25 protein-coding genes are annotated in these 25,727 nt (G+C 45.5%); 14 read left to right on the forward strand and 11 right to left on the reverse strand.

All coding sequences use genetic code 11. From position 1 onward, the window contains the following. The first annotated feature begins 116 nt into the window (after positions 1-116). The 7 genes from GJU82_RS14135 (at position 117) to frr (ending at position 6,013) form a co-directional block, all read left to right on the forward strand. A complete protein-coding gene (locus GJU82_RS14135) occupies positions 117-1,280 on the forward strand; it encodes a hypothetical protein (protein WP_153632739.1) in 1,164 nt (387 codons plus the stop codon). A gap of 327 nt (positions 1,281-1,607) precedes the next feature. After that, positions 1,608-2,063, forward strand: a complete 456-nt coding sequence (gene rplM / locus GJU82_RS14140; RefSeq protein ID WP_153632740.1) for a 50S ribosomal protein L13 — start codon at positions 1,608-1,610, stop codon at positions 2,061-2,063. 5 nt (positions 2,064-2,068) lie between these two features. After that, positions 2,069-2,455 (forward strand): 30S ribosomal protein S9, encoded by a 387-nt coding sequence (gene rpsI, locus GJU82_RS14145; protein WP_025862475.1) that lies wholly within the window; start codon positions 2,069-2,071, stop codon positions 2,453-2,455. Positions 2,456-2,565: 110 nt separating this feature from the next. Then, complete coding sequence (gene rpsB / locus GJU82_RS14150; protein WP_153632741.1) at positions 2,566-3,600, forward strand: 30S ribosomal protein S2; 1,035 nt, start codon at positions 2,566-2,568, stop codon at positions 3,598-3,600. A 33-nt stretch (positions 3,601-3,633) separates the two neighbouring features. Then, positions 3,634-4,461: a translation elongation factor Ts gene (tsf, locus tag GJU82_RS14155; RefSeq protein WP_153632742.1), complete on the forward strand. Its 828-nt coding sequence runs from the start codon at positions 3,634-3,636 to the stop codon at positions 4,459-4,461. 176 nt (positions 4,462-4,637) lie between these two features. Next, complete coding sequence (gene pyrH, locus GJU82_RS14160) at positions 4,638-5,348, forward strand: UMP kinase (protein ID WP_153632743.1); 711 nt, start codon at positions 4,638-4,640, stop codon at positions 5,346-5,348. Between the two features lie 98 nt (positions 5,349-5,446). After that, the gene (gene frr, locus GJU82_RS14165; RefSeq protein ID WP_153632744.1) at positions 5,447-6,013 is read left to right on the forward strand and encodes a ribosome recycling factor; all 567 of its coding nucleotides are present in this window, start codon (positions 5,447-5,449) and stop codon (positions 6,011-6,013) included. Between the two features lie 71 nt (positions 6,014-6,084). Here the strand turns inward: frr and GJU82_RS14170 are convergent, their stop codons facing one another. After that, positions 6,085-6,885, reverse strand: a complete 801-nt coding sequence (locus GJU82_RS14170) for a BtpA/SgcQ family protein (protein WP_153632745.1) — start codon at positions 6,883-6,885, stop codon at positions 6,085-6,087. 608 nt (positions 6,886-7,493) lie between these two features. On the opposite strand from GJU82_RS14170, the gene GJU82_RS14175 reads away from it, so the two are divergent. Further along, positions 7,494-7,988, forward strand: coding sequence for a thioredoxin family protein (locus GJU82_RS14175; protein WP_153632746.1), 495 nt, complete (start codon positions 7,494-7,496; stop codon positions 7,986-7,988). A 38-nt stretch (positions 7,989-8,026) separates the two neighbouring features. On the opposite strand, the gene GJU82_RS14180 is transcribed toward GJU82_RS14175, so the two are convergent. The 5 genes from GJU82_RS14180 to rbfA form a co-directional block, all read right to left on the reverse strand. Beyond that, positions 8,027-9,073, reverse strand: coding sequence for a DUF4421 family protein (locus GJU82_RS14180; RefSeq protein ID WP_153632747.1), 1,047 nt, complete (start codon positions 9,071-9,073; stop codon positions 8,027-8,029). A gap of 80 nt (positions 9,074-9,153) precedes the next feature. After that, the gene (locus GJU82_RS14185) at positions 9,154-9,579 is read right to left on the reverse strand and encodes an SPOR domain-containing protein (protein ID WP_153632748.1); all 426 of its coding nucleotides are present in this window, start codon (positions 9,577-9,579) and stop codon (positions 9,154-9,156) included. 156 nt (positions 9,580-9,735) lie between these two features. Continuing rightward, a complete protein-coding gene (locus tag GJU82_RS14190; RefSeq protein WP_153632749.1) occupies positions 9,736-10,962 on the reverse strand; it encodes an ABC transporter permease in 1,227 nt (408 codons plus the stop codon). A gap of 12 nt (positions 10,963-10,974) precedes the next feature. Further along, complete coding sequence (locus GJU82_RS14195) at positions 10,975-11,808, reverse strand: bifunctional 2-polyprenyl-6-hydroxyphenol methylase/3-demethylubiquinol 3-O-methyltransferase UbiG (protein ID WP_153632750.1); 834 nt, start codon at positions 11,806-11,808, stop codon at positions 10,975-10,977. A gap of 36 nt (positions 11,809-11,844) precedes the next feature. Continuing rightward, positions 11,845-12,186 (reverse strand): 30S ribosome-binding factor RbfA, encoded by a 342-nt coding sequence (gene rbfA / locus GJU82_RS14200; protein WP_153632751.1) that lies wholly within the window; start codon positions 12,184-12,186, stop codon positions 11,845-11,847. Between the two features lie 261 nt (positions 12,187-12,447). Here rbfA and GJU82_RS14205 point away from each other — a divergent pair, with 261 nt between their 5' ends. The 4 genes from GJU82_RS14205 to GJU82_RS14220 all read left to right on the forward strand — a co-directional run bounded on the left by GJU82_RS14205 (position 12,448) and on the right by GJU82_RS14220 (position 15,109). Next, complete coding sequence (locus GJU82_RS14205; protein WP_194831065.1) at positions 12,448-12,714, forward strand: UTRA domain-containing protein; 267 nt, start codon at positions 12,448-12,450, stop codon at positions 12,712-12,714. Positions 12,715-12,834: 120 nt separating this feature from the next. Next, on the forward strand, positions 12,835-13,275 hold the full coding sequence (locus GJU82_RS14210) for a YqaA family protein (RefSeq protein ID WP_153632753.1): 441 nt from the start codon (positions 12,835-12,837) through the stop codon (positions 13,273-13,275). A gap of 112 nt (positions 13,276-13,387) precedes the next feature. Then, the gene (locus GJU82_RS14215; RefSeq protein WP_153632754.1) at positions 13,388-13,900 is read left to right on the forward strand and encodes a dihydrofolate reductase family protein; all 513 of its coding nucleotides are present in this window, start codon (positions 13,388-13,390) and stop codon (positions 13,898-13,900) included. 195 nt (positions 13,901-14,095) lie between these two features. Beyond that, complete coding sequence (locus GJU82_RS14220; protein WP_153632755.1) at positions 14,096-15,109, forward strand: YeeE/YedE thiosulfate transporter family protein; 1,014 nt, start codon at positions 14,096-14,098, stop codon at positions 15,107-15,109. A gap of 517 nt (positions 15,110-15,626) precedes the next feature. On the opposite strand, the gene GJU82_RS17210 is transcribed toward GJU82_RS14220, so the two are convergent. After that, entirely contained in the window at positions 15,627-15,827 is a 201-nt protein-coding gene (locus GJU82_RS17210) for a hypothetical protein (protein WP_194831066.1), read from the reverse strand. 61 nt (positions 15,828-15,888) lie between these two features. On the opposite strand from GJU82_RS17210, the gene GJU82_RS14225 reads away from it, so the two are divergent. After that, a complete protein-coding gene (locus GJU82_RS14225) occupies positions 15,889-18,675 on the forward strand; it encodes a hypothetical protein (protein WP_153632756.1) in 2,787 nt (928 codons plus the stop codon). Between the two features lie 72 nt (positions 18,676-18,747). Here the strand turns inward: GJU82_RS14225 and GJU82_RS14230 are convergent, their stop codons facing one another. Together GJU82_RS14230 and GJU82_RS14240 are read right to left on the reverse strand one after the other, a co-directional pair. After that, entirely contained in the window at positions 18,748-19,002 is a 255-nt protein-coding gene (locus GJU82_RS14230) for a MarC family protein (protein WP_153632757.1), read from the reverse strand. Between the two features lie 239 nt (positions 19,003-19,241). Continuing rightward, positions 19,242-20,540, reverse strand: coding sequence for an IS1380 family transposase (locus GJU82_RS14240; RefSeq protein ID WP_153632758.1), 1,299 nt, complete (start codon positions 20,538-20,540; stop codon positions 19,242-19,244). Between the two features lie 431 nt (positions 20,541-20,971). Between GJU82_RS14240 and GJU82_RS14245 the strand changes: the two genes are divergently transcribed. Then, positions 20,972-22,144, forward strand: a complete 1,173-nt coding sequence (locus tag GJU82_RS14245) for a MalY/PatB family protein (protein ID WP_153632759.1) — start codon at positions 20,972-20,974, stop codon at positions 22,142-22,144. A gap of 21 nt (positions 22,145-22,165) precedes the next feature. Here the strand turns inward: GJU82_RS14245 and GJU82_RS14250 are convergent, their stop codons facing one another. Both GJU82_RS14250 and GJU82_RS14255 read right to left on the reverse strand, forming a co-directional pair. Beyond that, the gene (locus GJU82_RS14250) at positions 22,166-23,149 is read right to left on the reverse strand and encodes a polyprenyl synthetase family protein (RefSeq protein ID WP_153632760.1); all 984 of its coding nucleotides are present in this window, start codon (positions 23,147-23,149) and stop codon (positions 22,166-22,168) included. After that, positions 23,146-25,587 carry an RND family transporter gene (locus tag GJU82_RS14255; protein WP_153632761.1) on the reverse strand — a complete coding sequence of 814 codons (2,442 nt, stop codon included), beginning with the start codon at positions 25,585-25,587 and terminating at the stop codon, positions 23,146-23,148. The genes GJU82_RS14250 and GJU82_RS14255 overlap by 4 nt, the downstream gene beginning before the upstream one ends. Between the last annotated feature and the right edge of the window lie 140 nt (positions 25,588-25,727).

Consider the following 25,727-nt stretch of genomic DNA (forward strand, 5'->3'; position numbering starts at 1 on the left):
TTTTTTATTTATCCGCTACCGCGAAAAACTTTCAGGGCAGGAAAAATAAATGTATTTTCAGCCGGACAAAAAACATAGTAGACTTCTGGCAGAAGCTTTTAATTGCGACGCATTATATGAAACAGACACTTCGATCCTGGCTATCCCACTTGATTATTTTTACCGGGATAATTTTCCTCCTGATGTTGTTTATTGATCCTCAGCAGGCTTCCGCTCAGAATGATTATTCCTTTTTCCAGTACACCGAGCCTTACCTGCCCGATACCACCGGCAACATCTATTTCGCGCTCGACAATACCAACTTCTTTAAGAATAACGAATACAGGGGAACAATAGCTACGGGTGCCACCATCCTGGGTGCGTGGTTTCGCCCCAAAGCAGTTTATTATCCCTCGAAACAACTTCGCCTCGAGCTGGGTGTACATATACTAAAATACACCGGCCGCACCGATTACGAAAATATCAGTCCCTGGTTTACGGTCCGTTATCACCCCACTTCAGCGATTACTCTTATTATGGGAAACCTCGATCAGGATGAGAACCATATGCTGCCCGAACCGGTTTACGACCCGCAACGGTTTTACACCGATAAACCACAAGGTGGGATCCAGGTGAAATACGAAACGGTAAAATGGTACGCCGACATGTGGATCAACTGGCGACAAATGATTTTGCCCGGTGACCCGTTTCAGGAAAAGTTCTCGTTCGGGGCCATGAATAAATGGACTCTATTGGAGAACAACACCAACCAGGTATCTGTCCCACTGAGTTTTTTCGGTACCCATTCCGGCGGTCAGATCAATTCAGGGCCTTCACGCGTTCGGACATACATCAGCGTTTCGCCCGGAGTGATGTTTAACCACAAAACCGGCGGCCAATTTTTGACAGACATCGGTACCAACGACAACCTGTTTATCACCACCGGCCCGAAAGACGATACCATCTCTCCTTTTTCGAAGGGAAGTGCCGTATTGCTTTCCGGATACGTCAACACACGTTTAGGAAATATTACGGCGGCTTATTGGCGGGCTCATCATTTTTATGTGCCTTTCGGCGGAATACTGTACCAGAACGTATCGGCCCGTTATCCCGGCACATCGGTTGAGAACCGCGAACTGGTCAACCTGAAATACCATTTCGACAAACTCATAACCCCGCAAACCCACCTGGGATTCATGTTCGATTTGTATTACGACACCATCGAAAAAAAATCGATGAATGCTGCGGGTTTATATCTTGTTGTAAATTTTGGTGTAGTTCCCCGAAAAACGCTACAATAATCAAGCCTTTCAACGAAAGGGAGGTGTTTCCCGCTGTCAAATTCAGGCAAAACTTCAGGACGTAATGATTTTCTACTGTTCATTACGGAATAAAATGATCTTTTGTATTGATTTTGTAGTAGTTATTTTTCCCACCCCAGTTGTATAATTAAAAAATAACAAATACTTTTGCAGTCCCGATTATCATCCGTACTTGCAAACATGCATGGAGGACGACAGCGAAACTGCCTTAGCAACAGTGCCGGACAACCGGCAACCTGCTGTTGAAAATCCGGGAAAATGCATGTGTGTTAATATGTTGTTTCATTCATTAAATTAAAGAAGCAAGTGGATACTTTGAGTTACAAAACCGTTTCGGCAAATAGCGCTACGGTAAATAAAGAATGGATTGTGGTTGACGCCACTGATCAGGCCCTTGGTCGGTTTGCCAGCAAAGTTGCCAAGATCATCAGGGGAAAGAACAAACCAAACTTCACCCCCCACGTTGATTGCGGTGACAATGTAATTGTTATCAATGCAGAGAAAATCCGTCTTACCGGAAACAAGTGGAATGCCAAAGAATACATCCGCTACACCGGATATCCGGGTGGCCAGCGTACGCAGACTGCCAAAGATATTCTGGCCAAACATCCGGAAAGACTGGTTGAAAAAGCTGTAAAAGGTATGCTCCCGAAAAACCGTTTGGGACGCAAACTCTTTACAAACCTGTATGTATTTGTGGGTAGCGGGCATGACAAACAAGCTCAAAACCCGAAAGTAATTAACATTGATAACATTAAATAAAAAACATGGAAATCATTAACGCAATCGGTAGGAGAAAAGCCGCTGTTGCCCGTGTTTACGTCACCGAGGGTAAGGGGAATATCACTATCAACAAACGGGATTTGGCAGAATATTTCCCGGTTGATACAATGCAGTATATCGTAAAACAACCGCTCAACCTGCTCGAAGTAGCTGGCCAGTACGACATCAAAGTGAACCTTGACGGTGGCGGAGTGAAAGGACAGGCCGAAGCGCTTCGTCTTGGTATTTCACGTGCATTGATCAAAATCGATGAAGAGAGCCGTCCGAAGCTGAAAGCTGCCGGATTCCTGACGCGTGACCCACGCGAAGTGGAACGTAAGAAGCCAGGTCGTCCGAAAGCGCGCAAACGCTTCCAGTTCTCGAAACGTTAATCTTATTTGCCGAATCATTAACAGATTTTGTTTAGCATCTAAACTGTCCGGACTCGGAATGCCCGACTACCGGATGGTTGCCTGAACAGAACGTAAACAAAAACATTTTTATGCCTAGAACAGAATTCAAGCAATTGCTCGATGCCGGTGTTCACTTTGGACACCTGAAACGTAAGTGGAACCCGAACATGGCTCCGTACATCTTCATGGAGAAAAACGGAATCCACATTATTGATCTTCAGAAAACCATTGTAAAAATCGACGAAGCGGCGGCAGCGTTGAAATCCATTGCCAAATCAGGACGAAAAGTTCTTTTCGTTGCAACGAAAAAACAGGCTAAAACAATCGTTTCTGAGCACATCAAGGAAACCAATATGCCTTACATTACTGAGCGTTGGTCCGCTGGTACACTCACCAACTTCCCAACCATTCGTAAGGCCGTTAAGAAAATGACCTCCATCGATAAAATGATGAAGGACACGAGCTGGGATAACCTCTCAAAACGTGAAAAACTGCAGATTACCCGTCAGCGTGCCAAGCTGGACAAAGTACTCGGCTCTATCGCCGACCTGAGCCGTTTGCCTGCTGCCCTGTTTGTCGTTGACGTAATGAAAGAGAAAATCGCCGTTCGTGAAGCTCAGCGCCTGAATATTCCTGTTTTCGCGATGGTCGATACTAACTCAAATCCGCAAGGAATCGAGTTTGTTATCCCGGCAAACGACGATGCTTCTCAGTCAATTGATCTCATTATCGGTGTAATGGCCGAAGCCGTCAAAGAGGGTCTTTCAGAGCGCAAAATTGAGCGTGAAAAAGAAGGTGGCGATGAAAAACAACAAAAACAACAACCGGCCAGACAAAAACGTGGAAGCCGTAAAGCTGCCGCTAAAGAAGCTGAACCCGTAAAAGAAGAAGCTCCTAAAGCTGAACCGGTGAAAGAAGAAGCTCCTAAAGCAGGGCCTGTAAAGGAAGAAGCTAAAGAAGCTGAACCTGTAAAGGAAGAAGCTAAAGAAGCTGAGCCTGTAAAGGAAGAAGCTCCCAAAGCTGAGCCGGTGAAAGAAGAAGCTCCTAAAGCAGGGCCCGTAAAGGAAGAAGCTAAAGAAGCCCCTGTTGCCAAAGAGAAAAAAGACGAAGAAGCTGAAAATTAATCGCATTCAAAAAATTAAATAAATCATTTCAACATGGCTATTTCTGCTGCTGATGTAATGAAGTTGCGTAAAGCAACCGGCGCCGGTATGATGGACTGTAAAAAAGCCCTCGGCGAAGCCGACGGTGATTTCGACCGCGCTATTGAAATCATTCGCGAAAGAGGTAAACTGGTGGCTAACAAGCGTGCCGACCGCGATGCAACCGAAGGCGCTGCTCTCGCTAAAGTATCGGACGATAAAAAATTCGCCGCTCTGGTTGTCCTGAATTGCGAAACCGACTTCGTTGCGAAAAATGAAGGCTTTGTTGCTTTCACCAAAAAGATCCTGGATTTGGCTATTGCCAACAAACCGGCCGATCTCGACGCACTGAAAGCTCTCGATATGGATGGCCGCCCAGTTGAAGCCCATGTTACCGAACAAACCGGTATCATTGGCGAAAAACTGGAACTCTCAGCTTATGAAACTGTTCGGGCTGAAGATACCATCGCTTATATCCACCCGGGTAATAAACTGGCAGCTATTGTTGGCTTCTCGAAAGAAGTTGCCGACGGGCAAGTCGCTAAAGACATTGCGATGCAAGTTGCTGCAATGGCCCCGGTGGCTGTTGACAAAGATGATGTTCCTGCTGAAATTGTTGAACAGGAGCTCAAAATTGCCAAAGAAAAATTCCGTCAGGAAGGCAAACCAGAAAACATGCTTGACAAAATCGCACAGGGTGCTTTGAATAAATTCTTCAAGGAAAATACCCTGTTAAACCAGGTTTACGTAAAAGATGGAAAAATGACCATCCGCGAATTCCTCGCGTCTAACGACAAAGAATTGAACGTAACTGATTTCAAGCGTTACACCCTGAATGCCTGATTAAGGTAACGAATATACTGAAAAGCTGCTTCGAACGAGGCAGCTTTTTTTATGTCTATCGCTTTGAAAACCCCTATTTCAGAAGAATATAACCGAAACCGGAGAAAAAGCATTTTGAAAACTCGGCGGTTTTTATGGTTCATCGTATATTTACCGAAATAAAATCCGACGCACTCATGGGAAAATTTAAACGTGTATTGTTGAAACTGTCCGGTGAATCGCTGATGGGCAGCCAGCAATATGGTATCGACAGGGAACGCCTGACTGATTACGCTAATGAAATTAATGAAGCCGTCGACCTGGGAATCGAAATCGGTATTGTTATCGGTGGCGGGAATATTTTCCGTGGACTGAGCGGTGCTGCTAACGGTTTCGACCGTGTAAAAGGCGACCAGATGGGTATGCTGGCAACCGTAATCAATAGTCTCGCGCTTAGCTCTGCCTTGCAGGCCGCAGGCGTTAAAACACGCGTTCTGACCGCCATTCGTATGGAACCCGTTGGTGAATTTTATGGCAGGGAAAAGGCTATTGAATCATTGGAGAAAGGTGAAGTAATCATCTTATCGGCAGGAACCGGAAACCCCTACTTCACTACCGATACGGGCTCATCCCTTAGGGGTATCGAAATCGAAGCGGATGTCATGCTGAAAGGTACCAGGGTAGATGGAATCTATTCGGCCGACCCGGAAAAAGATCCAACAGCCACCAAATTCGATGAGATTACTTATGATGAAGTATACAATCGGGGATTAAAAATTATGGATTTAACGGCCACAACCATGTGTAAGGAAAATAATCTTCCTATCGTGGTTTTCGATATGGATACGCCCGGTAACCTGCTGAAATTATTGAAAGGTGAGAAAATCGGCACGTTAGTGCACAATTAAAACAACTGATTATCTGTAGTATACGCATTTAATACTTTGATATCTTTCAATTTTTTCTAAATTTGTTTATATCAACATCTTGGAAAAATAACCGCTCTATGAACGAAGAAATTCAAATGATATTGGATGACGCCCGTACCCGGATGGAACAGGCGCTTGAGCATCTCGAAAAAGAATTGGCACACATTCGTGCCGGAAAAGCCAATCCGCGTATGCTGGATGGTCTGATGGTTGATTATTATGGTTCGAAAACTCCGCTGAACCAGGTTTCCAACGTCAGCACCCCGGATGCCCGTACCATCGCTATTCAGCCCTGGGAAAAGAAATTGATCCCCGAAATTGAAAAAGCCATTATCAATGCCAATCTTGGTTTTAACCCTGATAACAATGGCGACATCATCCGCATTAATGTACCACCGTTGACCGAAGAACGACGTAAAGCACTGGTAAAAGACACACACCGCGAAGGTGAAAATGCCAAGGTTAGTATTCGTACGGCGCGAAAAGACGCCAACGATTACCTGAAGAAATTATTGAAAGAGAAGGAGATTTCGGAAGATATGGAGAAGAATGCCGTTGACGAGATCCAGATCATTACCGATGCATACATCAAAGATGTTGATACAGGGATCGAGAATAAAGAACAGGAAATCATGACGGTATAATTAACCCATGAAACCTAAAATATAAAGGCTGCAGTGAATTTGATTGCAGCCTTATTTTTTGTGCTTTTCTCTCAATTTTCCCTGAGGTACTTTACCTTTTTCATCAGCGAACCGACCCGGTTTTTATCAACCGTATTCATCCAGGATCCTTCTTCCTTCAACGATGAACCGATAATAAAACCATCGGCAAACGGCCAGTATGCTCCGATATTTCCCTCCGATATGCCGGACCCGATCAGGACCGGAAGCTTAGATGCTCGTCTAGCTGTCTTTACGTCCTCAATAGCGGCTTTTTTACCCGTCGCTGCACCCGTGATAATAATTCCTTCGGAAAGGAAAAATTCGGCAGCCTGGATCATTTCTTCCAGATCCACGTCCGCGGTGATATTGTGCGAAGCATGTTTCTTCCGGATGTCGGTAAAAATGCCCACGTCATCTGCTCCTATTAATTTCCGGTAGCGCATCAAAAAGGCAGCGTCTGAATCCATATAACCTTCGTCCGCCACATGACCGAACACATAGCCCTCTGCCCTGATAAAATCAAGGCCGGCCGCTTTCGCAATAGCTACAGCATCGGTGTTAGCCCCTGCCAAAACCTGGATTCCTACCGGTATTTCAATTTCCTGCTTAACAGCCAGCGCAACAGCCGTCATGGCTGCAATAATTTCCGGCCCAACCTTCCGGTTCATGTAGGGCACATCATGCATGTTCTCAATCATGACCGCATCCAGCTCGTGACTGTTATAAATCAAAGCTTCTTTTACTGCCGTAGTAATAATCTCGGTCATGCTCATTTTATGTTGGGGTGTGCCCGGCAATGCGCCCAGGTGCACCATTCCAATAATGGCTTTTCGTTTAAACGATAATTTCACTTTTTCGGGTTTTAGCTAAAGATTCGCGTTTGCTTTTCATATTCAAATGACCTCAGGAAATGTACAACGAAAGATAAAAATAAAACCCACGCACTCCGGCGCATCAAATAGAATTTTACAAGAACCAGGTACCGCTTGTACCATAATTGACAACTTCAGATGATAGTTTTCAACTGTTTTTTGTTAAGAACTTTCCACTTCTGCAGGGGTTCATCGATGAAATATTCGTAATGTAAATATCGAAACCAATCAATAACCTTCCCACTCTTTTTTAACAACTTACAACGGTAACTGTAAATTATATTTACATAACTTCCGCTCTCCGAATAGTATATGTTCATACATAATAATACACCTTCTTCGCACTCCGCTCCCCACATAAATTAGCCATCATTTACAATTCGCTTAAATCAAAAATTTAATTCCCATCAACGAACAATCTTCGCACTCTCCGGAAATAATATTCATGGAATATGAGTACCATGAAACTTACCATTGCATATTACGTTAAACTTTGACATATTATTGCCAGTCAAATCAGCTGGTCATTCAAAGCCGATTCATCGTTTTGAATAGCGCTTTTTAAATTCATAAAATCAAATTTACGTATGAAAAGACTTGTTTTCGCACTCCTCTTTGTCCTCGGACTATCCGTTGACCCGATTTTTGCACAGGGGGTACATATCTACGACCCGCAAGCCAATGCCACCGAACAAATCGCTGAGGCTGTAAAAAAAGCCCATGCTGAAGGGAAAAGCGTTTTTCTGCAAATTGGCGGTAACTGGTGCCCCTGGTGTGTGAAATTCCACGGATTTTGCGATAATACCCCGGAGATTCATCAATTGATGGAAAAAGACTATGTCAGGGTAATGGTGAACTACAGCAAGGAAAACAAAAATCTGGACGTGCTTGCCGAATTAGGTTATCCGCAGCGTTTTGGTTTCCCGGTATTGGTTATCCTGAATGACAAAGGGGAACGTATACACACACAGAATTCGGCCTATCTGGAAGAAGACGGAGGCTACAGCATCAAAAAAGTAGCCGGTTTTCTGAAGAACTGGGGTCCGGATGCCTTAAATCCGGCACATTATGCCTCGAAATAAAACTACCGGAAAGCGGAACGGACATCCGTTCCGCTTTCTTATTTCATACCAGGCAAGATCTTTATTTTCTTTTTCAAACTAAACCGATAAGCAATATTGACCCTGATATTTCCCGAGCGATAATGAATTCTTGCATTGTCGAGCGGTGAATTGAACAGCATATCCATGTTCACACATGTAGCTCCAACATACATTCGTCCATACTGATAGCCAAATCCAAAACGTTCAGTCAACTTATAAAATGGTGTGTACGTGCGATAATCGCGACCTTCCATATCGGCAAGCATACTCCGTCCTACTCCAATTCCGCCAACAGCGGAGAGCACGACAAAGAATCGTTTATCAATTACAAAAGTATACGCATAGCCACCAGTTGCCGCTAAAGCCAGCAACTCCCAGCATTTAAAATCCACTCCACCATAAAAATCCGGCACAGTAATCCCCGATGGGACGAATGAGGAATCAGCATCCGAGCCGTCCCAGTAGATTCCGCCACCTGCGAAAAAACTTCCTGCGTTCCTCTTCTGCCATTCGTCCTGAAGAAAAGGCGCCCGGAGACTATACCGGGAGTAATTGAAATTGTAATTCACTTCGGCGTTCACAGCATAGGAGCGAATATCCGGACGGGCGTAGTAAAAGCCTCTTTCGGGGGGGGTGGTTAATATATTTGAACTGTTAGACAGGTACTGTCCCCAAAAGACATGAGAAAACAGATCGAAGGTAATCCGCCGCAAGTAAACATGGGACTGTAAGTCGAAGAAAGATGTTTTCCCGTACTTGTCCATTGATTTTCTCATCGATGGAAGGCTAAACCCGGCATTAATGCCCAACAGCTTGTAATTAATACCGAAGCCAACCAGGTAATTATTACTGGGTTGATAATTAAGACTTTTTGATGCAGAACCATCGAGGAACTGTTGCCCCATATATTTACGGGAGGTATATAACCTAACGATGAGATCGTTCCGGTAGGAAGCAACAAAACTGCTATCGGGAGGTGAGTTCAGTTTTTCCCATAACGAACCCTGCCCGTCAACGGTATTAGAAAGGAAAGAAAATACAACCAGAAAGATAATTAACCGCATTACCCCTTTTCAAATCATTGCAAATTTTGCGGGGGAAAGGTATGAAAAAAAGAGATCGCTCAGGCTCTCCCAATATGTTCTTAATCTTCCTTTTTAATCAGTAACCAGACATCACTATACTTGTTCCGTATATCCGAAACTTTACTCCGGGCCGTATTTTCATCATCGTAACTATCGACACAAACCCGGTACAACCCGTTTTCGTTGACCAGAATTCCCGGATAAAAACCTTCGTGCATCAACTCACTTTTAAACTTCTGTGCATTCTGATACACACCAAAACTTCCAAGGATCACATAAAAACGTTTGCTAGCGAGCGATTTTTCTTCCCCTGCAGGAACACTGACGCGTTCTTCTTTCACCACAATCTTCGGTGCATTGTCAATCTTGGCGGTTTCCGGTTCTTTTATTTGTTCGGGAGTAGTAGCTTCCGGCATCAAGTGTTGGGTTTGACAACCGAACACAAATGCCAGACTAAATATAAAGAGGGCTCTCAGAATTTTCATAAGCGCTAAATTAAGAATAGGAATATGTAAAACGAATATAAGAATATTTTACCAGTTGCTTATCATTTCATTACACCCTTGCTGAAAAATACACCCGCCTGATGTCGTACATCCGTTTCCCCGAAACAGGAAAAAGAAATTTCAGAAAAAGTACGATCAGTGTGATCCGTTGGTAAGGTATTTACCTGAAATAAAGCGAACCGGAAACCAGGCTGCAAAAAACCCAATGAACAGTACAGAGAGGAAAATAGCAGTTACATCCATGGAGATGATTTTGACAGGATAGGCATCAACAATAAAGGAACTTCCGCCTGTGAGCTTCAGCAAGCCATATTGCTGCTGGATCCAGCTGACAGCCAGACCGAGGATAGTCCCGACAACAGCTCCAATGATGGAAATAGACCATCCTTCGAAGAGGAAGATTTTACGAATAAGACTGTGATTGGCGCCCATACTTTTCAGAATGTTGATGTCTTCCTTCTTATCGAGGATCAGCATGGTCAGCGACCCTACAATATTGAATGATGCAATGAGCAAAATAAAGACCAGAATGAGATAAACAGCCCATTTCTCGCTTTTCATGATTTTGTACAGGTAATCATGTTGCTGGTACCGGTTTTTCACCACAAACTTATCGCCCAGCATCGTTTGGATTTTTTGCTGTACTTCCTTAACCGAAGCATCTTTCTTTAGCTTCAATTCGATGGCGCTCACACCCGTCGGCATTTCGAACAAACGACGCGCAAATGCCATGGGCACGATTACATATTTTGAATCAATTTCCTGCTGAATACTGAATATTCCGGTAGGAAAAATAATATCATGATTGAAATTCCCTACCAGTCCCAACCCTGAGGTTCGCCCACGTTGCGGCACATACACCTGGATGGGATTGATGAAATTAAGCCCGACTGACAGGTAATAAGCTACTCCCTGCCCAATCACGGCGTAATAGTTATTGGCGTCCTCCAGTTTAAAGTCGCCGTCCACCAACATGGTATCGATGCCGCTCATTTGCTGAAATGATGGACTGACACCCATAATGGTAGCAATGTATTGCTGATTGCTGTATCGAAGCAGTGCGTTCTCCTCGATGATTTGGGCATAATCGGCCACCTCAGGAAGGTGGCGCAATTGTTGAAAGACGGCAGTGCTGTCCTGAAAACTTTTCCCTTCAGCCACCGTAATTTTCAAATCGGGATCGAACGATGAAAAGAGCGATTTGATCAAGCCGTCGAAGCCGTTGAACACCGACAATACTACCACCAGCGCCATCGTTCCCACGGACATTCCGACAATGGAAATTCCGGAAATGATGTTGATGATGTTGGTCTTCTTCCGCGAAAGCAGATAACGTTTGGCTATGTATAACGGCAGATTCATTGCTTTCCCTATTTATTTCGATGGCTTTTCGGCTCTCACCATCAATCCGGTTCCGGTTTCATGCTTCCCGTGTACATCGAAGTAATTCAGCAAAGCTGAAACAGGGTAGGCAACCAGGTAATAAAACGGCAGTAACACGAAGAATATTTTCGAAACACCCAGCATCTGAATCGGATACTTCATGGAAAGGCGCCAGGAGATTTTCCCCGGTTTCCCGTATGTGTAACGAACATCGATGTTCGAAAACCCGGCTCTTTCCAGCTTTTCGCGAATATCTGTCACACCGTAACCGTCGCGCACGTGCTCGTCGATAAAACCATGGACATCTTCTTCATGGTCGTGATCGTGGCTATCGGAACCTCCCTGATCGGAAGGAGTGGAAATGAACAGCACGCCACCCGGCTTCAAGGAAGCACTAAAATTCAGAAACACCTGTTCGTCATCCAGGATGTGCTCCATCACATCTACCGACAAAATCAAATCATAATTCTCCGGTTCGCTAAATCTCGTCAGATCGGCTTCCTCAAAATGCACCTGCTCTCCCTTCCCTATGCGGCTGAAAAAATGGTTACAATCGGCGATCTGATCCTGCTTTACATCTACTCCTTTTATCTGCGAAAGCGGAAAAAGACGGCTCATGCGATAAGTATACTGGCCAAAACCGGAACCGGCATCAAGGATTTTCAGTTCTTTGCCGGAATGTGATCTGCCCCATTTCTTTAGCTCACGGCTCACGTGCCAGGCACGCAGTAAGAGCATATCGAGCAGGGAATAGAAAACTTTGCGCAGAAAAGGCGTCCGGTTGAAAGCTTTTCCCAGAACGCGTTTGATCGGATCGTATTGCATGTGCCTGATATCGTTTAAAAATGGAGAAAATGTATTTTATTTCAACAGGTTGTCGATATTTTCGATGTAGTCGAGACTGTCGTCAAGAAGGAATTCCAAATCGGGGATAACCCGCAACTGGTGACGAACAATCCGTCCCAGTTCGCCACGCAGGTGGCCTTTCCGGTCATTGATGTTATCCAGAATTTCCTGCGCATTTTCGGACGGGAAGATACTGAGGTAGCAGCGGGCCAGCGACATATCGCGGGTCACCCTTACAACCGTTACGGTAATCATTTTTCCCCGGAAAAGCATCTGGCTTTCGCGACGGAACAATTCGCTCAGTTCCTTCTGTATCAACCGGCCAATTTTGTTCTGACGGGTACTGTATTCTTTCATTTCTGTCTTTTTTCTTTTTAGCTAATAAACATACGCCCGCAAATGTGAGATCATTTCAACCACCTAAACAGACTTCGCGGGATTCATATGTCAGATTTTAGGCGCAAAGGTAAATAATTATGCCGGAAGATAGTCGATCGCCAAATCACCCCACTTCATTTATGAAAAGTTTTCGTTGCGTTTTTCACTTGAGCATTGCCTTTTCGCCGAATCACCGTATATTTATATGTTCCGACATACAGTCTGAAGCATTTATTAATCGTGAGTGACGTCAAATTCGTTTTTCAGAATTCCGAAGATATCCTCCAATTCATTTATTTACCGATAGTCCCATCGCGTTCGCAGGAAAAGGTAGAGGCTAAGACTGCTTCCACCATCACGGCAAAACGGCTGGGAATAACCACCATCGATCCGGTGTTGGCCCGCGAACGCTATGTTTATGATTCCAAAAACCAACCGGTGGAATATACCCTCAGTTCTTACAATGCATACAAGTATTCCTTCAACATCGAAATTCATCACGAATAAATCATCTGACTCAACGTCGAACCTTCTCTTTAAAACAGAGACGGAATTTTCCGTTCTTTGTTGTTATATCTCTGGTTGACGACTTCACCAACCCTTTATGTTTAAACATAGAAATTGCGAATGGAAGCACTGGCAACATATGGTTTAATTGGCTTGTTTATCGCGGCCTTTATAGCGGGTACGCTCATTCCTTTTAACTCGGAAATCGTGCTGAGTGCCGTTCTGATCGCCGGTGCCGATTTGACTCCAGCGCTAATCGTTGCTACTCTTGGTAATACCCTGGGCGGACTGGTGACCTACTACATGGGGCACATCGGGAAACCGGAGTGGCTGGGAAAATATGGTAAGGTAAAACATGAAAAACTGGTGGATATAAAACCCCAACTCAACCGTTACGGGCCGGCCGCTGCTACGCTTTCGTTCGTCCCCGGACTTGGAAATGTTATCATTCTGGGGCTCGGCTTTTTCCGCATTGCCCCTTTCTGGAGTTTCATTTTTATGACATTTGGTAAACTTGCCCGTTACACCGTTTGGGGATATGCCACTGATTTAGTGATTTGACACTTCAAAAAAATTGTCATCGCTGAACCAACTGTTGCCTAAATGGTTATATTTTTTTATACGGAAATGAATTTGTAATAACCCCGATTATTAACCCTACGCCAATGAGCCCATGCGAAAGCTCATTCTTAATATTGCCTTAAGCCTCGATGGTTGTATTGAAGGCCCGAACGGTGAATTCGATTGGTGTTTCACCGATCAGGACTATGGGATGACCGAATTCATGAATCAGATCGACACCTTGTTGATGGGAAGGAAAAGCTACGAAATCTTAACAACTGCTTCCACGGATCCTTTCCCTGGTAAAGAAATGATTGTTTTTTCCAGAAGACTCAGAAATCTCCAACCTCCTGCACAACTTCACCAGGGAAACCTGAAACATACAGTAACACAACTAAAAATTCAGCCTGGCAAAGATATCTGGTTATTTGGCGGTGCCGACATCGCCGGCCAATGCATCGATTTGGGTTTGGTAGACGAAATGCAGCTAGCTGTTCATCCGCTATTCATCGGCAACGGAAAATCGTTGTTCCAGTTAATAAACAGGCGCAGCCATTGGAAATTGAACGAAACAAAACGATTCGATACAGGCTTGATCCAACTCTTTTACAGGAAGGACCAGTAGTCAGAAACGGTCATTCAAACTATCCACTTTGTCGACTTCAATAACGTAAAATTATTGAGTATAATCGAATTGCATTTGCACAATCTATTGGTTATCCTTTATTTTACCCTATAAATTTTCCTTTCCAAAAGAATTGCAAATCATCTGTTTTTCCTATCGGGAAAAACATAACCGAAACGATTAAATAAGACAACTATGAACCTTCAGATTTTAGTATTTGGGTTCCTCTTCGGGGCCATTCTTCAGCGGGCCAGGCTGAACAAGTACAACACCATCAGCGGGATGGCCACCCTGGAAGATTACACCGTGGCTAAAGCCATTCTCGTCGCCATCGGGTTGGGCGCTATGCTCATCAATTTCGAAATCGGGACCGGCCAGGCGCTCTGCCATGTGAAACCGTTCATCGCCGGCGGAATCATGTTGGGCGGATTGATTTTCGGATCAGGTATGGCCATTCTGGGTTACTGTCCTGGAACCATGGCGGTCTCGCTGGGAGAAGGCTCAATCGATGCTTTAGTCGGCATCATTGGCGGATTGCTGGGCGGCGTTGTGTTTACAGCTGTTCTGCCAGCCATCAGTCCTATTCTTGGGCCCGATTGGGGGAAAATTTCCCTCTACACCATCATGGGAGGTCAAACAACCTTTCTTTTCTATTTTATCACGATGTTGCTGGGTGCCGGATTTATTCTGCTGGCGTTTTACTTCGACAAGAAACACAAAGCCCCCAATTACCGCTGGCTGTTTGCCGGCCTGGCTTTAGCAGTTCTCAATGCCATGGTGTTCCTGAAGGTGACTTCTAACCGTCCCATTGGCGCCTCAACCAGTTACCCTTACCTGGCTGACCAGCTGACTGGCATGACCAGCAACGACTATTTTGGCAAAATTGCCACACCCGGCCATTGGGAAATGGTCTTCCTTCTGGGCGCCATGGTTGCCGGACTGGTTTTCTCACTCCTGTCAAAAGAATTCAAGATTACGGCCATCCATAGTCGCTGGGAGCACTACAAAGGCAAATCGGTTAGCAAACGATTAGTGACTGCTTTCATCGGTGGATTTATCCTCATCTTCGGAGCACGTATGGCCGGAGGTTGTACCAGCGGGCACATTCTTTCGGGTGGAATGCAGCTGGCCGTCAGCAGCCTGGTTTTTGGCATCTTCGTCTTTGCAGGCCTGCTGATTACCGGAAAATTATTTTACAAGAAAAAGTAACTTCCACCTTTATAACCCTTTCGGGGAAAAACTCCTTCCTATGTGCAGACATATGCGAAGGAGTTTTTTTTTAAGGAGGGACGCCAGGCCCAAGATTCCAGACACCAGACAAAAGAAATTGCAGGTTTTAGGTTGTTTGGTTGCGCTAATAAAATTATAAATTTTGAATGCTGAATGTTGAATTAGATTTGATGAGGAGCTTCTTTGCGTTCAGTGAAAAATTTCAGAGGTCTTTGCGTGGATTAGTTAATTACAGGTTAACAATTCATCTGTGAATTTCATTTGTGCCAATCTGTGGATTCTCTTTTTACTTTTGCCTTTGCCTTCTTACTTTAGCCTTGTTTTCACTCCTTACCCCGGCCCATGAAGATTATACCCCTTCGGGGCAATGCTCGCAGCTCAAAACAATGAAGCTCCAATTGGCTTAATTCTCCTTTTTCATTTATCAATAAGCTTCAGTGTTCCTCAGAGCACAATCGACTCACTTTCGCGCCTCCAATTCAACATCTATAATTCATCATTCAAAATTTCTTTTTCTCCCAATCGCCATTTCTCCCTTTCTCTCTTCCATTAACCTTTCGTGATTTTTCTGTTGCAAAACCGCGACATCTGCGAAACGCAGAAAAGCTATCCATCTCACTGTTTTGGGGTTATATAAGTAGAGTTTTTGATAATCCTCCGAAAACGCTTTTGCAACCCGTTGGATATCCTTCTCCAAATACATAACTTGGAATGGTCCAAAACAGACTTGACAACGACAACTGACAATTCGTAATACTATGAAAAAGCTTTTCATTGCTTTTGCGGTGCTCTCTTTCGGACTGATTCTATGGTCCTGTCAACGGCAAAAGAAAGAGGCCGCAGTGCTAACCGCTCCGGCCGGTGACCGTCCCACGAAGATCGTGAAGGACGGCGAAACGGTACTTCCCAATGGCAGAATCATTACACCTTACGGGAAAACATTTACCGTGGCCCCGCACCCGTTTGGGTTAACCCTGAGCCACGATGGAAAGGTAGCCGTCACCGCCAATTCAGGCACGTCGCCGCTTTCCATCTCCATTTTAAAAAACATCACCTCTAAAAAGCCGGACATCCGGCAGGTGCCTCCGGGGGCGGCGACCGACCGCGGCGTGCTGGCTTCGGTTTTCATGGGACTGGCCATTTCACCGGATAACCAGGTAGTTTACGTAGCCGGCGGACAGACCAACCAGATTTATTTGTTCGACATCAACACCGGAGAAAAACTCGATTCCATCGACTGCAACGTGATGGCCGATGGCCAAAAAACGCCTTACGGCTACATCGGCGATATGGCGCTGAGCAAGGATGGCAAAACCCTTTACGCCGTCGACCAGATGAACTTCCGCCTCGTCATCGCGGATACGAAGACAAAAAAGTTGTTGTATTCGGTCCCTACCGGAAGATATCCTTTCGGGGTAACCCTCTCGCCCGACGGAAGCAAGGCGTACGTGGCCAACGTGGGCATGTTCGAGTACAAGAAGATTGACGGCATCGAGTCGAAACATGAGATTGACAAGGCACTGAAATTTCCCGCTTTTGCCTATGGCTCGAAGGAGATGAAGGATGGAACCGTCATCGACAGCATGAAGGTGCCCGGCCTGGGCGATCCCAATGTGCCTGAGTCATTCTCTGTTTGGGCCGTATCGCTGAAAGAGACGCCGCATGTAACGGCCAGAATCAAAACCGGATCGCTGGTCGGTGCCAAAGTGGAGGGCGTTCCGGCCGTGGGCGGCTCGAGCCCCAACTCGGTGGTGGCAACCGACCAATACGTTTTTGTGAGCAACGGAAATAACGACAACATTTCGGTTATCGATGCGCAGAAGGATACCATCATCAAGGAAATTTACCTGAAACCAGCCGATCCGCTGAAACATTTCCGCGGGGTTATCCCGTTTGGATTAGCGGTTTCTCCTAAACAGAAAAGATTATACGTGGCCGAATCGGGCATCAATGCGGTGGGCGTTATTGATATCTCAACATTGAAGGTACTTGGGCACATCCCGGTAGGCTGGTTTCCTTCAAAACTAAGGGTAAAGCCTGACGGGAAAAAACTAATTGTAGCCAATGCCAAAGGTTATGGCGCTGGTCCCAATGGCGGGAAAGACTTTAAGGAAGGCCCCGAAGGAACGTACATTGGTAACCTGATGAACGGAACCGTGACGGTGATGAATATTCCGGACGACCGGGAATTGGCTGCCCTGACGCAAAAGGTTATCAGCAACAACTTTAAAATCCAGACCGTAAAAGAGGCCATGAAAGGCCGCGAAAATAATCCCATTCCGCTCTTTGGCGGACAGAAAGAGTCGCCCATCAAGCATATCGTCTTCATCTCGAAAGAGAACCGTACCTATGACGAAATTTTTGGTCAGTTGAAGAACGCCAACGGCGACCCGACCATTGCGCGCTACGGAAGCGATGTGAGCTTTACCAACCACGAAGCTACCATGAAAGTGGGGCATGCTGCCGTAATGCCCAACCACCTGAGACTGGCCCGGCAATTCGGTTTTGGCGATAACTTCTATGTGGATTCGGATGTATCGGCTGACGGACACCGCTGGCTGGTGAATACCTATCCCAACGAGTGGGTGGAAACCTGCACACCGGCCAGCTATGGAGGTAACCGGCACTATGATCCCGAATCGACAGCACCGGGTGCGTTGGCCATGAATGGCGCAGCGGGTGCCATCTATCCCGAGGATTACAACGAGGCTGGTTCCCTGTGGGATCACCTGGAGCGCAACAAAATCGACTTTTATAACTTCGGTTTTAGCGTGATGTTCGAGCCGGCATTCTACGACAAGTCGTATAAGTACACCGGCATTGCGCAATTTGCCAACTTCCCGGTGCCACAGCCTATCTTCACCCGTTCATCGAAGGCGTACCCCACGTTCAACATGAACATCCCCGACCAGTTCCGCATCAACCAGTTCATCAAGGAATTCAATCAGAAATGGATTAACACTAAGGATACAATGCCCAGCGTGATGACGGTCATCATTCCCAACGACCACGGCGCCGGCGAGCGGCCAACCGAAGGTTATCCTTTCCGCGAAAGCTACATGGCCGACAACGACCTGGCCGTAGGGCGCATCGTGGAGTTCCTGTCGCACACGCCGTACTGGAAAAACATGGCCATTGTGATTACCGAGGATGACGCCCAGAACGGCGTAGACCACGTGGATGCGCACCGCAGTGTGCTGATGGTGATTTCACCCTACGCCAAACACCATTATGTAGGCCATATGCACTACAGCTTTGGCAGCATCTTCAAAACGTTCTGGAATGTGCTGGGACTGCCCTACCTGAATCAGTACGACGCCGGCGCTACCGACCTGTCGGATATGTTCACCGACAAGCCCGACTTTACGCCGTACGGAGCAGTTCCCGTGGACAAACGCATTTTCGATCCGAAGAAAGCACTTGACCCGCTGGATGAAAACTTCGACTGGGCTGCGCTGAAAAATTCACCAGAACTGGACAATCCAGAAGACATGGTGAAAGACCAGAAGGAGCAACAGGAATATAGGATGGAAGACCAAAAATAAATTGAGAATTGAAAATTAAAGTCTTCGGGGTTTCGGGGACTTTAATTTTTGATGATAGTTTATGATTATCCATTAACGCTCTAACGCAATCAAACCACGCTGTTTCAACACTTTGATGAGGACGGGCGCTACCAGCAGGATAATAAAAGACATAATCCAGGCAATCACCAGCGAAAGGACTAAACTGAAAGGGTTCGCAGGACTCCCCTGCGTCATCAGGATCAACATCGACAGGACGGATGGACCAGCTATCATCGGAATGGCAATGGGGTCCATAAGCAAAAACAACAAAACGGCCGCCGACCAGATAGTATTTCCTGCATACATGATGGTGAAACTTAACCCGCATTATTCATCAGCCGGAGAATTGTGCATAAAACTATAGCGTTCATATTTTTGAAAGCTGGGCTTGATGAAAACTACACTAAATTCCGGTCGGGCGATATAAATATTGGGGACAACCGATGCCGTGTCCGGCTGTTCTTGTCCCAAAACTCTCATTTTTTGACAACAGGGCATAGCAATCCCATCATTGTGCCCTGCTTGGTTGTTCGCTGCTGTTTATTTTATTGAAAGACCAGTTGCCTGAACAGTTCCTGGTGTACGAACGCCTTGGAAAAGCGGTAGTACACCTTTCGCTTTGTCGTTTTTATTGTTGCCCCAATTTTCAACAATGATGCCCTAATAGTATCAACCTGCCATTTTTTGGCCGCTTCGAAGCCTGTTTTCTTTATTGCTTCTTTCACAAGTAAAAATATTTCGTAGGACAAGCTGCTGAGGAACAACCGAAAAAAGTTTGGCCAAAAGCCATGGTCGGACAACCTGTCCGAAAAACACATGTTTTTTACCTCTTTGATCCGGTTTTCGCTGGCCTCGCCCCGTTTTACGTAAAACCCAAAATAGATGGACCGGGCATCGGCTTCTTCCATATTGCTGACAATATGCCTGACGTTCAGCCCCTTTCCCGTGCTTTCTATCTTCGAGTAGCATTGTTGTGGTTTGTGCCAGGTGCCTGCTTGATAGGTATAGCTTATAAAATGTTGGTGCTTGGTGTTGTTGGAAACGAACAAATGGCGCACGGCTTTCTCCGCCCTTGCGGTTTTTTTCTTCAGTGTTTCGTTTGCGGCGATGCCAACGGCGAACTTGAGGCCAAAATCATCGGCCAGTTGGTAAAAAGCGGGGCAACTGAAGCCGCTGTCGGCCCGCACAATGATCTTCAGTCCGGGATAGGCGGCCCTTATCTTTTTCAATATCCGCTTTAAAATGGCAACGTACCATTTGTTGGAGTGGCTGTTACCCGGGCGTAGTACCGGGAGGATGATCTGCCCCGTGTCGCCATCGTGGAAAAACAGTTCGTTGTACATGAACTGGCCGTAATAGCCATTGAACATCGACAGTTGCTGTTCGCCATGGGTGGGGTCGTCGGTGCCGTCAATATCGATCACAAGTTGTTCCCTGCCCGCCAGTGTGAGTACATAGCGGTCAACCCACGCATTGCACAAAGCAAATACGGAATGCTTGTCAAAACCGTTCTCGAACCTTGACATGGTGGGCTGTGAGGCCAGTCCCCCTTCAAGGATGTCCTTTAACAGCGGGTCGTTTTTCAGGTACTGGACATCGTTGGCATCTTCGTAGCCCTGTACCATGGTGAACACGCGCTGCTTTAAAAGCTTATCAATGGGGTGGACTATACGAAATGGATCACGACAATCGGGAACCACCTGGCTAAAATAGTGCAATATGCGATGTTTCCTTTCGAGTTTTTCCAGCAGTAGTACGGCCCCGTCAGAACTGACTGCATCTGCTGAAAAATCCATGTTTATTGCTGTCCTGCCTCGGTAAAAAACGGTATCTTTATTGCTCATAAATGGGTGCGTTTAAAAGTGTTGTTGTTTCGTTTAATCTACTTAAAGATAACACTTTGCACCCATTTTATTGTACTCGAGATGAATAATTCGGGTTTGATAAATATTTTAATAAGCCCTTTCGGGACAAGCCCCTTATTTCAGTTTATTTTGACTTCCTAATGAATGGTAGGGTTCTCGAAGTGGTTCCGGTACCCAGGGAATTGTAAATGCCGTTGACGCTGATGAAATCATCACCGGTAGTTTTGTGAATGCTGCCGCCATTGTTGAATACATTCGATACCGTTCGCCGGCTACCGATTTTGATTTGTGCCTTTCGTTTGCTTGCTTCGATTTCATTCTGCGATTGGAGGGAAAGAATGGTATCCTTTATCTGAACCGGATTGATTCAGGAATGTTTGAATTGGAAAATAATCGTAAACCTTAATCATATGGCCTATAATTTTGATGAAGTAATTGAGCGCAGTGGGACCAACTGTGTAAAATATGACCGGTTGGAACAGTATTGCGGTAATGCCGATGCGTTGCCCATGTGGGTAGCAGACACCGATTTCCGGGTACCCGATTTTATTATGAGTGCCATTCGCGAGCGGGCCGAACATGAAGTATTGGCTTATTCATTCCGGCCCGAAAGTTATCACCAATCCATTGTTGACTGGATGAAGAAGCGGCACGGCTGGGATATTGAACGGGAGTGGATTTCATTTAGTCCGGGTGTTGTACCGGCAATTACGATCTTGATCATGGCGCTTACCGAACCGGATGATAAAGTGATTGTACAGCCGCCGGTTTACTTTCCCTTTTTCACATGCGTGAAAGGTTCGGGGCGAAAAATGGTAGAAAATCCGCTGAAGCTGGAGAACGGACGGTATTATTTCGATTTCGAAGATTTAAAAGCCAAGATTGATGATAAAACGAAGATGCTTCTGCTTTCCAGTCCGCATAACCCGGGGGGCATGGTTTGGACAAAAGAAGAGTTGACTGAACTTGGGAGCATCTGCAAGGAGAAAGGTGTGATCATCGTTTCCGATGAAATTCATTCCGACTTGGTTTATCCGGGACACAAGCATGTTCCGTTGCCTTCCATATCTGAAGAACTGGCCGAAATCACGGTAGTCTGCATGGCGCCAAACAAGACTTTTAATATTGCCGGATTATCTTCTGCATTCCTGGTTATTCCGCAAAAGAAAATGCGGGTGCGTTACGAAAGGTTGTTGAATGTGCTACATGTGCAAGGAGGCAATATTTTTGGTACGGTTGCCACCGAAGCGGGTTACGCACATGGAGAAGAATGGCTGGGCGAACTACTGGAATATCTTCAGGGCAACCTGAACTATCTGAATGAGTTTATGGCCAGGCATTTGCCCAAAATCAAAGTGATGCAGCCTGAATCGACATTCCTGGTGTGGCTCGATTTTCGCGATTATGGTTTAAATGAAAAAGAGATGAAAGAGGTGCTGGTAAATAAAGCGGGTGTGGCGATGAATGTAGGCAGCACGTTTGGGACCGGCGGCGAGGGTTATTTCCGGATGAATATTGGCTGTCCGCGTTCTACCTTGCAGGAAGGTTTGGAACGCATCGAGAAAGCGTTAAGAGTACTTTAAAATAACATGTCGGGGATTGGACTAACTAATCCTCGACATGACCTGATCGGCCAGTTCGATTAAATTCTTCTTATTCGCATCTTCCACTTCGAGTTTGGCCAGGCATTTCAGGGCTTCTTCATGATAATAGTGCATAAGTTGTTGCGCCTCTTCACTTACCGATGCATTATTATATAGTAGTGTAACCGCTTCAATTTTTTCTTCCGGGAGAAAAGTTTCTCTGGTAATCCAGGAGCGTAATTGAGTTTTCCTCTCACCCTGCAACTTTTCCTGTGCTTTGAGCAACAGGAACGTTTTTTTGTTACTCAGGATATCGCCGCCAATTTTCTTTCCGAAAATATTTTGATCTCCGTATACATCCAGCCAGTCGTCCTGCAACTGAAACGCCAGTCCAATGTTGATGCCGAAATCGTACAACAGATTGGCCTGATTTTCCGGCGCATTGCCAATAATAGCGCCCAGTTTTAACGCACCGGCAATTAACACGGCTGTTTTCATCCGAATCATTTCGATGTATTCATCTACTGTAACATCCATGCGGCTTTCAAAATCCATATCGTACTGCTGCCCTTCACAAACTTCGAGTGCAGTCCGGGAGAAAAGCTTCAGCAATCCAGGTAATTTTTCCGCAGGTGAATTGGCCAGGTATTCGTTAGCGAGAATCATCATGGCATCGCCACTGAGAATGGCCGCGTTAGGATTAAATTTCAGGTGAACGGTTGGTTTGCCCCGGCGGACCGAAGCGTTGTCCATCAAATCGTCGTGCAGCAGGGTGAAATTGTGGAAAACTTCGATGGCTATTGCGGCAGGCAATGCTTCTTCCACTTTTTCGGAAAACAGGTTGGTTGATAACAAAACCAACAAAGGCCTCAGTCGTTTTCCACCCATGTCGAGGGTGTACGAAACTGGTTTATACAAACCGCCAGGTGAGGCATTATCAATTTTTTCCTGCTCCTTTTTCAGTTCACGAAGAAAGAGGTCAAAGAGTTCCTGCTGGCTTTTCATTCATCGGTCGTTTTATCCTTTTTATCGGTAGTTTCGGAGATACGGTTTCCATTTTTATCCCTGCCTTCAATCCGAAGTTCATCCTGTTCAATATCTTCTTCCTCATTAAAAATTTCGAGGAAAGGTTCTTCGAAATAGCGGGTAGTGGCACGACGTTGTAATGCCAGGAGTAATGCCGGCAACAGTATCAGGTTCGATATCAGGGCCACGAGCAATGTTAATGATACCAGAATGCCTAAGGCTACAGTCCCTCCAAAACTCGAAAGGCTGAAGATACCAAATCCGAAGAAAAGTACAAATGATGTATAAATCATGCTGAAGCCGGTTTCGCGCAGGGCGAGTACCACGGACTTGCCGATATCCCAATTCGTGAGCCGGAGTTCCTGCCGGTATTTTGCCAGAAAGTGAATGGTATTGTCGACCGATATTCCGAAAGCGATAGAGAAAACCAGGATGGTAGAAGCCTTAATCGGAATGCCGGTAAACCCCATGATTCCGGCTGTAAACAGAAGTGGAATTATGTTGGGGATCAGCGACAGGAATACCATCCTTCGTGAGTTGAACATCAGGGCCATAAAGGTGGCAATCAGTAAAACGGCCAAACCGAGGCTCTGGAACAAACTCTTCACCAGGTACTGGGTTCCTTTTACAAAAACGACCGACGCGCCGGTAACGGATACGTGGTATTTATCGGGTGGAAATATCTTCGCGGCTTCTTTCCGGATACGGCTTAACAAATCTTCCATCCGGGTTGTCCCGACGTCCTTCATCCGGAAACTGATTCGTGTTTCCTGTTTGGTGCTGTCGATAAAAGACTTTAGGTCGCCAATTTTTCCTTCCGATTTTCCAACGTAGGAGAAAATAAACGACTGTTCGCGATAACCCGGCAGTGAATAATATTTTTCCTTTCCATTATAAAAAGCCTGTTTGGCAAACTTCAACACATTTACCAACGAAAGTGAAGGCGATAAATCTTTGTATTTTGATAAAGCAGTACTGAACTCATCAATTTTTTTCAGGTTAGAAGTACGCAAAACTCCGTTTGGACGTTCCGTGTCAACGGTAATTTCCAGTGGCATCAATCCATCGAAATTTTTTTCAAAAAACTTTAGGTCAAGGTAGATGGGATCGTTTTTCGGTAAATCATCTACCATGTAGCCGGTACTTTTAATTCGGGTAATTCCAACAATACTTAGCAGCAGAATGATACCAAACGTAATATAAATGCCTTTCCTGTGGTTTTGTGTAACGTACACAAACTTGTCGATAATCTTTCCGATGAAATTATTATCGAGGTAGCGCATATCTTTGTCGGCCGGCGGATCGAGAATGGTAAAAGCTGTCGGGATAATAATGAGCGAAGTAATGAAAACCGCCATGATGTTCACCGAGGCAATCAAACCGAATTGACGCAGGATGGAACTGCTGGTCACTAAGAAAGTGGCAAACCCCGAAGCAGTAGTCAGGTTCGTCAGGAACGTGGCGTTCCCGATTTTCATGATGGTACGTTGAAGGGCTTTGATTTTGTTGCCGTGCCCTTTGTATTCGTAGTGGTACTTATTGACAAGGAAAATACAATTGGGAACCCCGATAACAATTAGCAACGGAGGGATCATCCCGGTTAGCAGCGTGATTTTGTAACCAAGTATGGCCATCAGTCCTAACGTCCAGATAACCCCGATTAATACCACCGTTACCGGAAGGATAACGGCCTTAAATGAGCGGAAGAATGAGAACAGGATGATAATAACGACCGCCAGTGCAGCCAGAATAAACATCAGGAACTCGCGCTTAATCTTTTGCGAGGTGACTACCCGGATAAAAGGCATTCCGGAATAATGAACTTTCACACCGGTATCTGCTTCAAACCGGTTACCTGCTTTTTCAATCTGGTTGACCATTTTTTCCCGTTTCGGCGTCGCCATCAAGGCTTTACTTACGGTAATGGCCATCATGTAGGTATGTGTTTTTTCGTTGTAAAGCTGCCCTTTGTAGAATGGCAGATTATGTAGTTTCCCGACCAGGGTGTCGAGTTGCTCCTGCGATTGGGCCCTTGACGGGAAAATGCTGTCGAACTTGAATTTATGCGCTTTCCGATCCTTATAAATGTCAAAGGCGTTGGCTACCGACAACATGCCCTCCACACCGTCGATTTTTTTCAGTTGGGCAGCCATCTCATCCCATTGGTTAAAATGGTCGATGTTGAAGAAATTGGAATCCTGCACGCCGATAACAATCACATCGGAACCGGCGCCAAATTTTTTGATGAAATCCTGATTTTCCTGATAGATCGTGTCCTTTTTAGGTAACAACGGGGCATATTCGTACGAAAGCTGAACCTGAGGCGCTTTAAATCCCATGTAAATGGTAATTCCCAACAAAATAACCGAGAGGGCAATCCGGTAAGATAAAATGAAGCGTGCTATCCTTCTCCACATAATAATAAAATGAAATCCCCGCGAAATTAGTGTTTAATTGACTGAATTGAAAAGAATATGCCATTTTACTTGTCATGCTGCTGAGCGGGTTAGGCTACATGCCAGGATTTTACATGATAAGAAATTGAACCGGTAGATTT

The organism is Prolixibacter sp. SD074 (assembly GCF_009617895.1).
Lineage (GTDB): Bacteria > Bacteroidota > Bacteroidia > Bacteroidales > Prolixibacteraceae > Prolixibacter.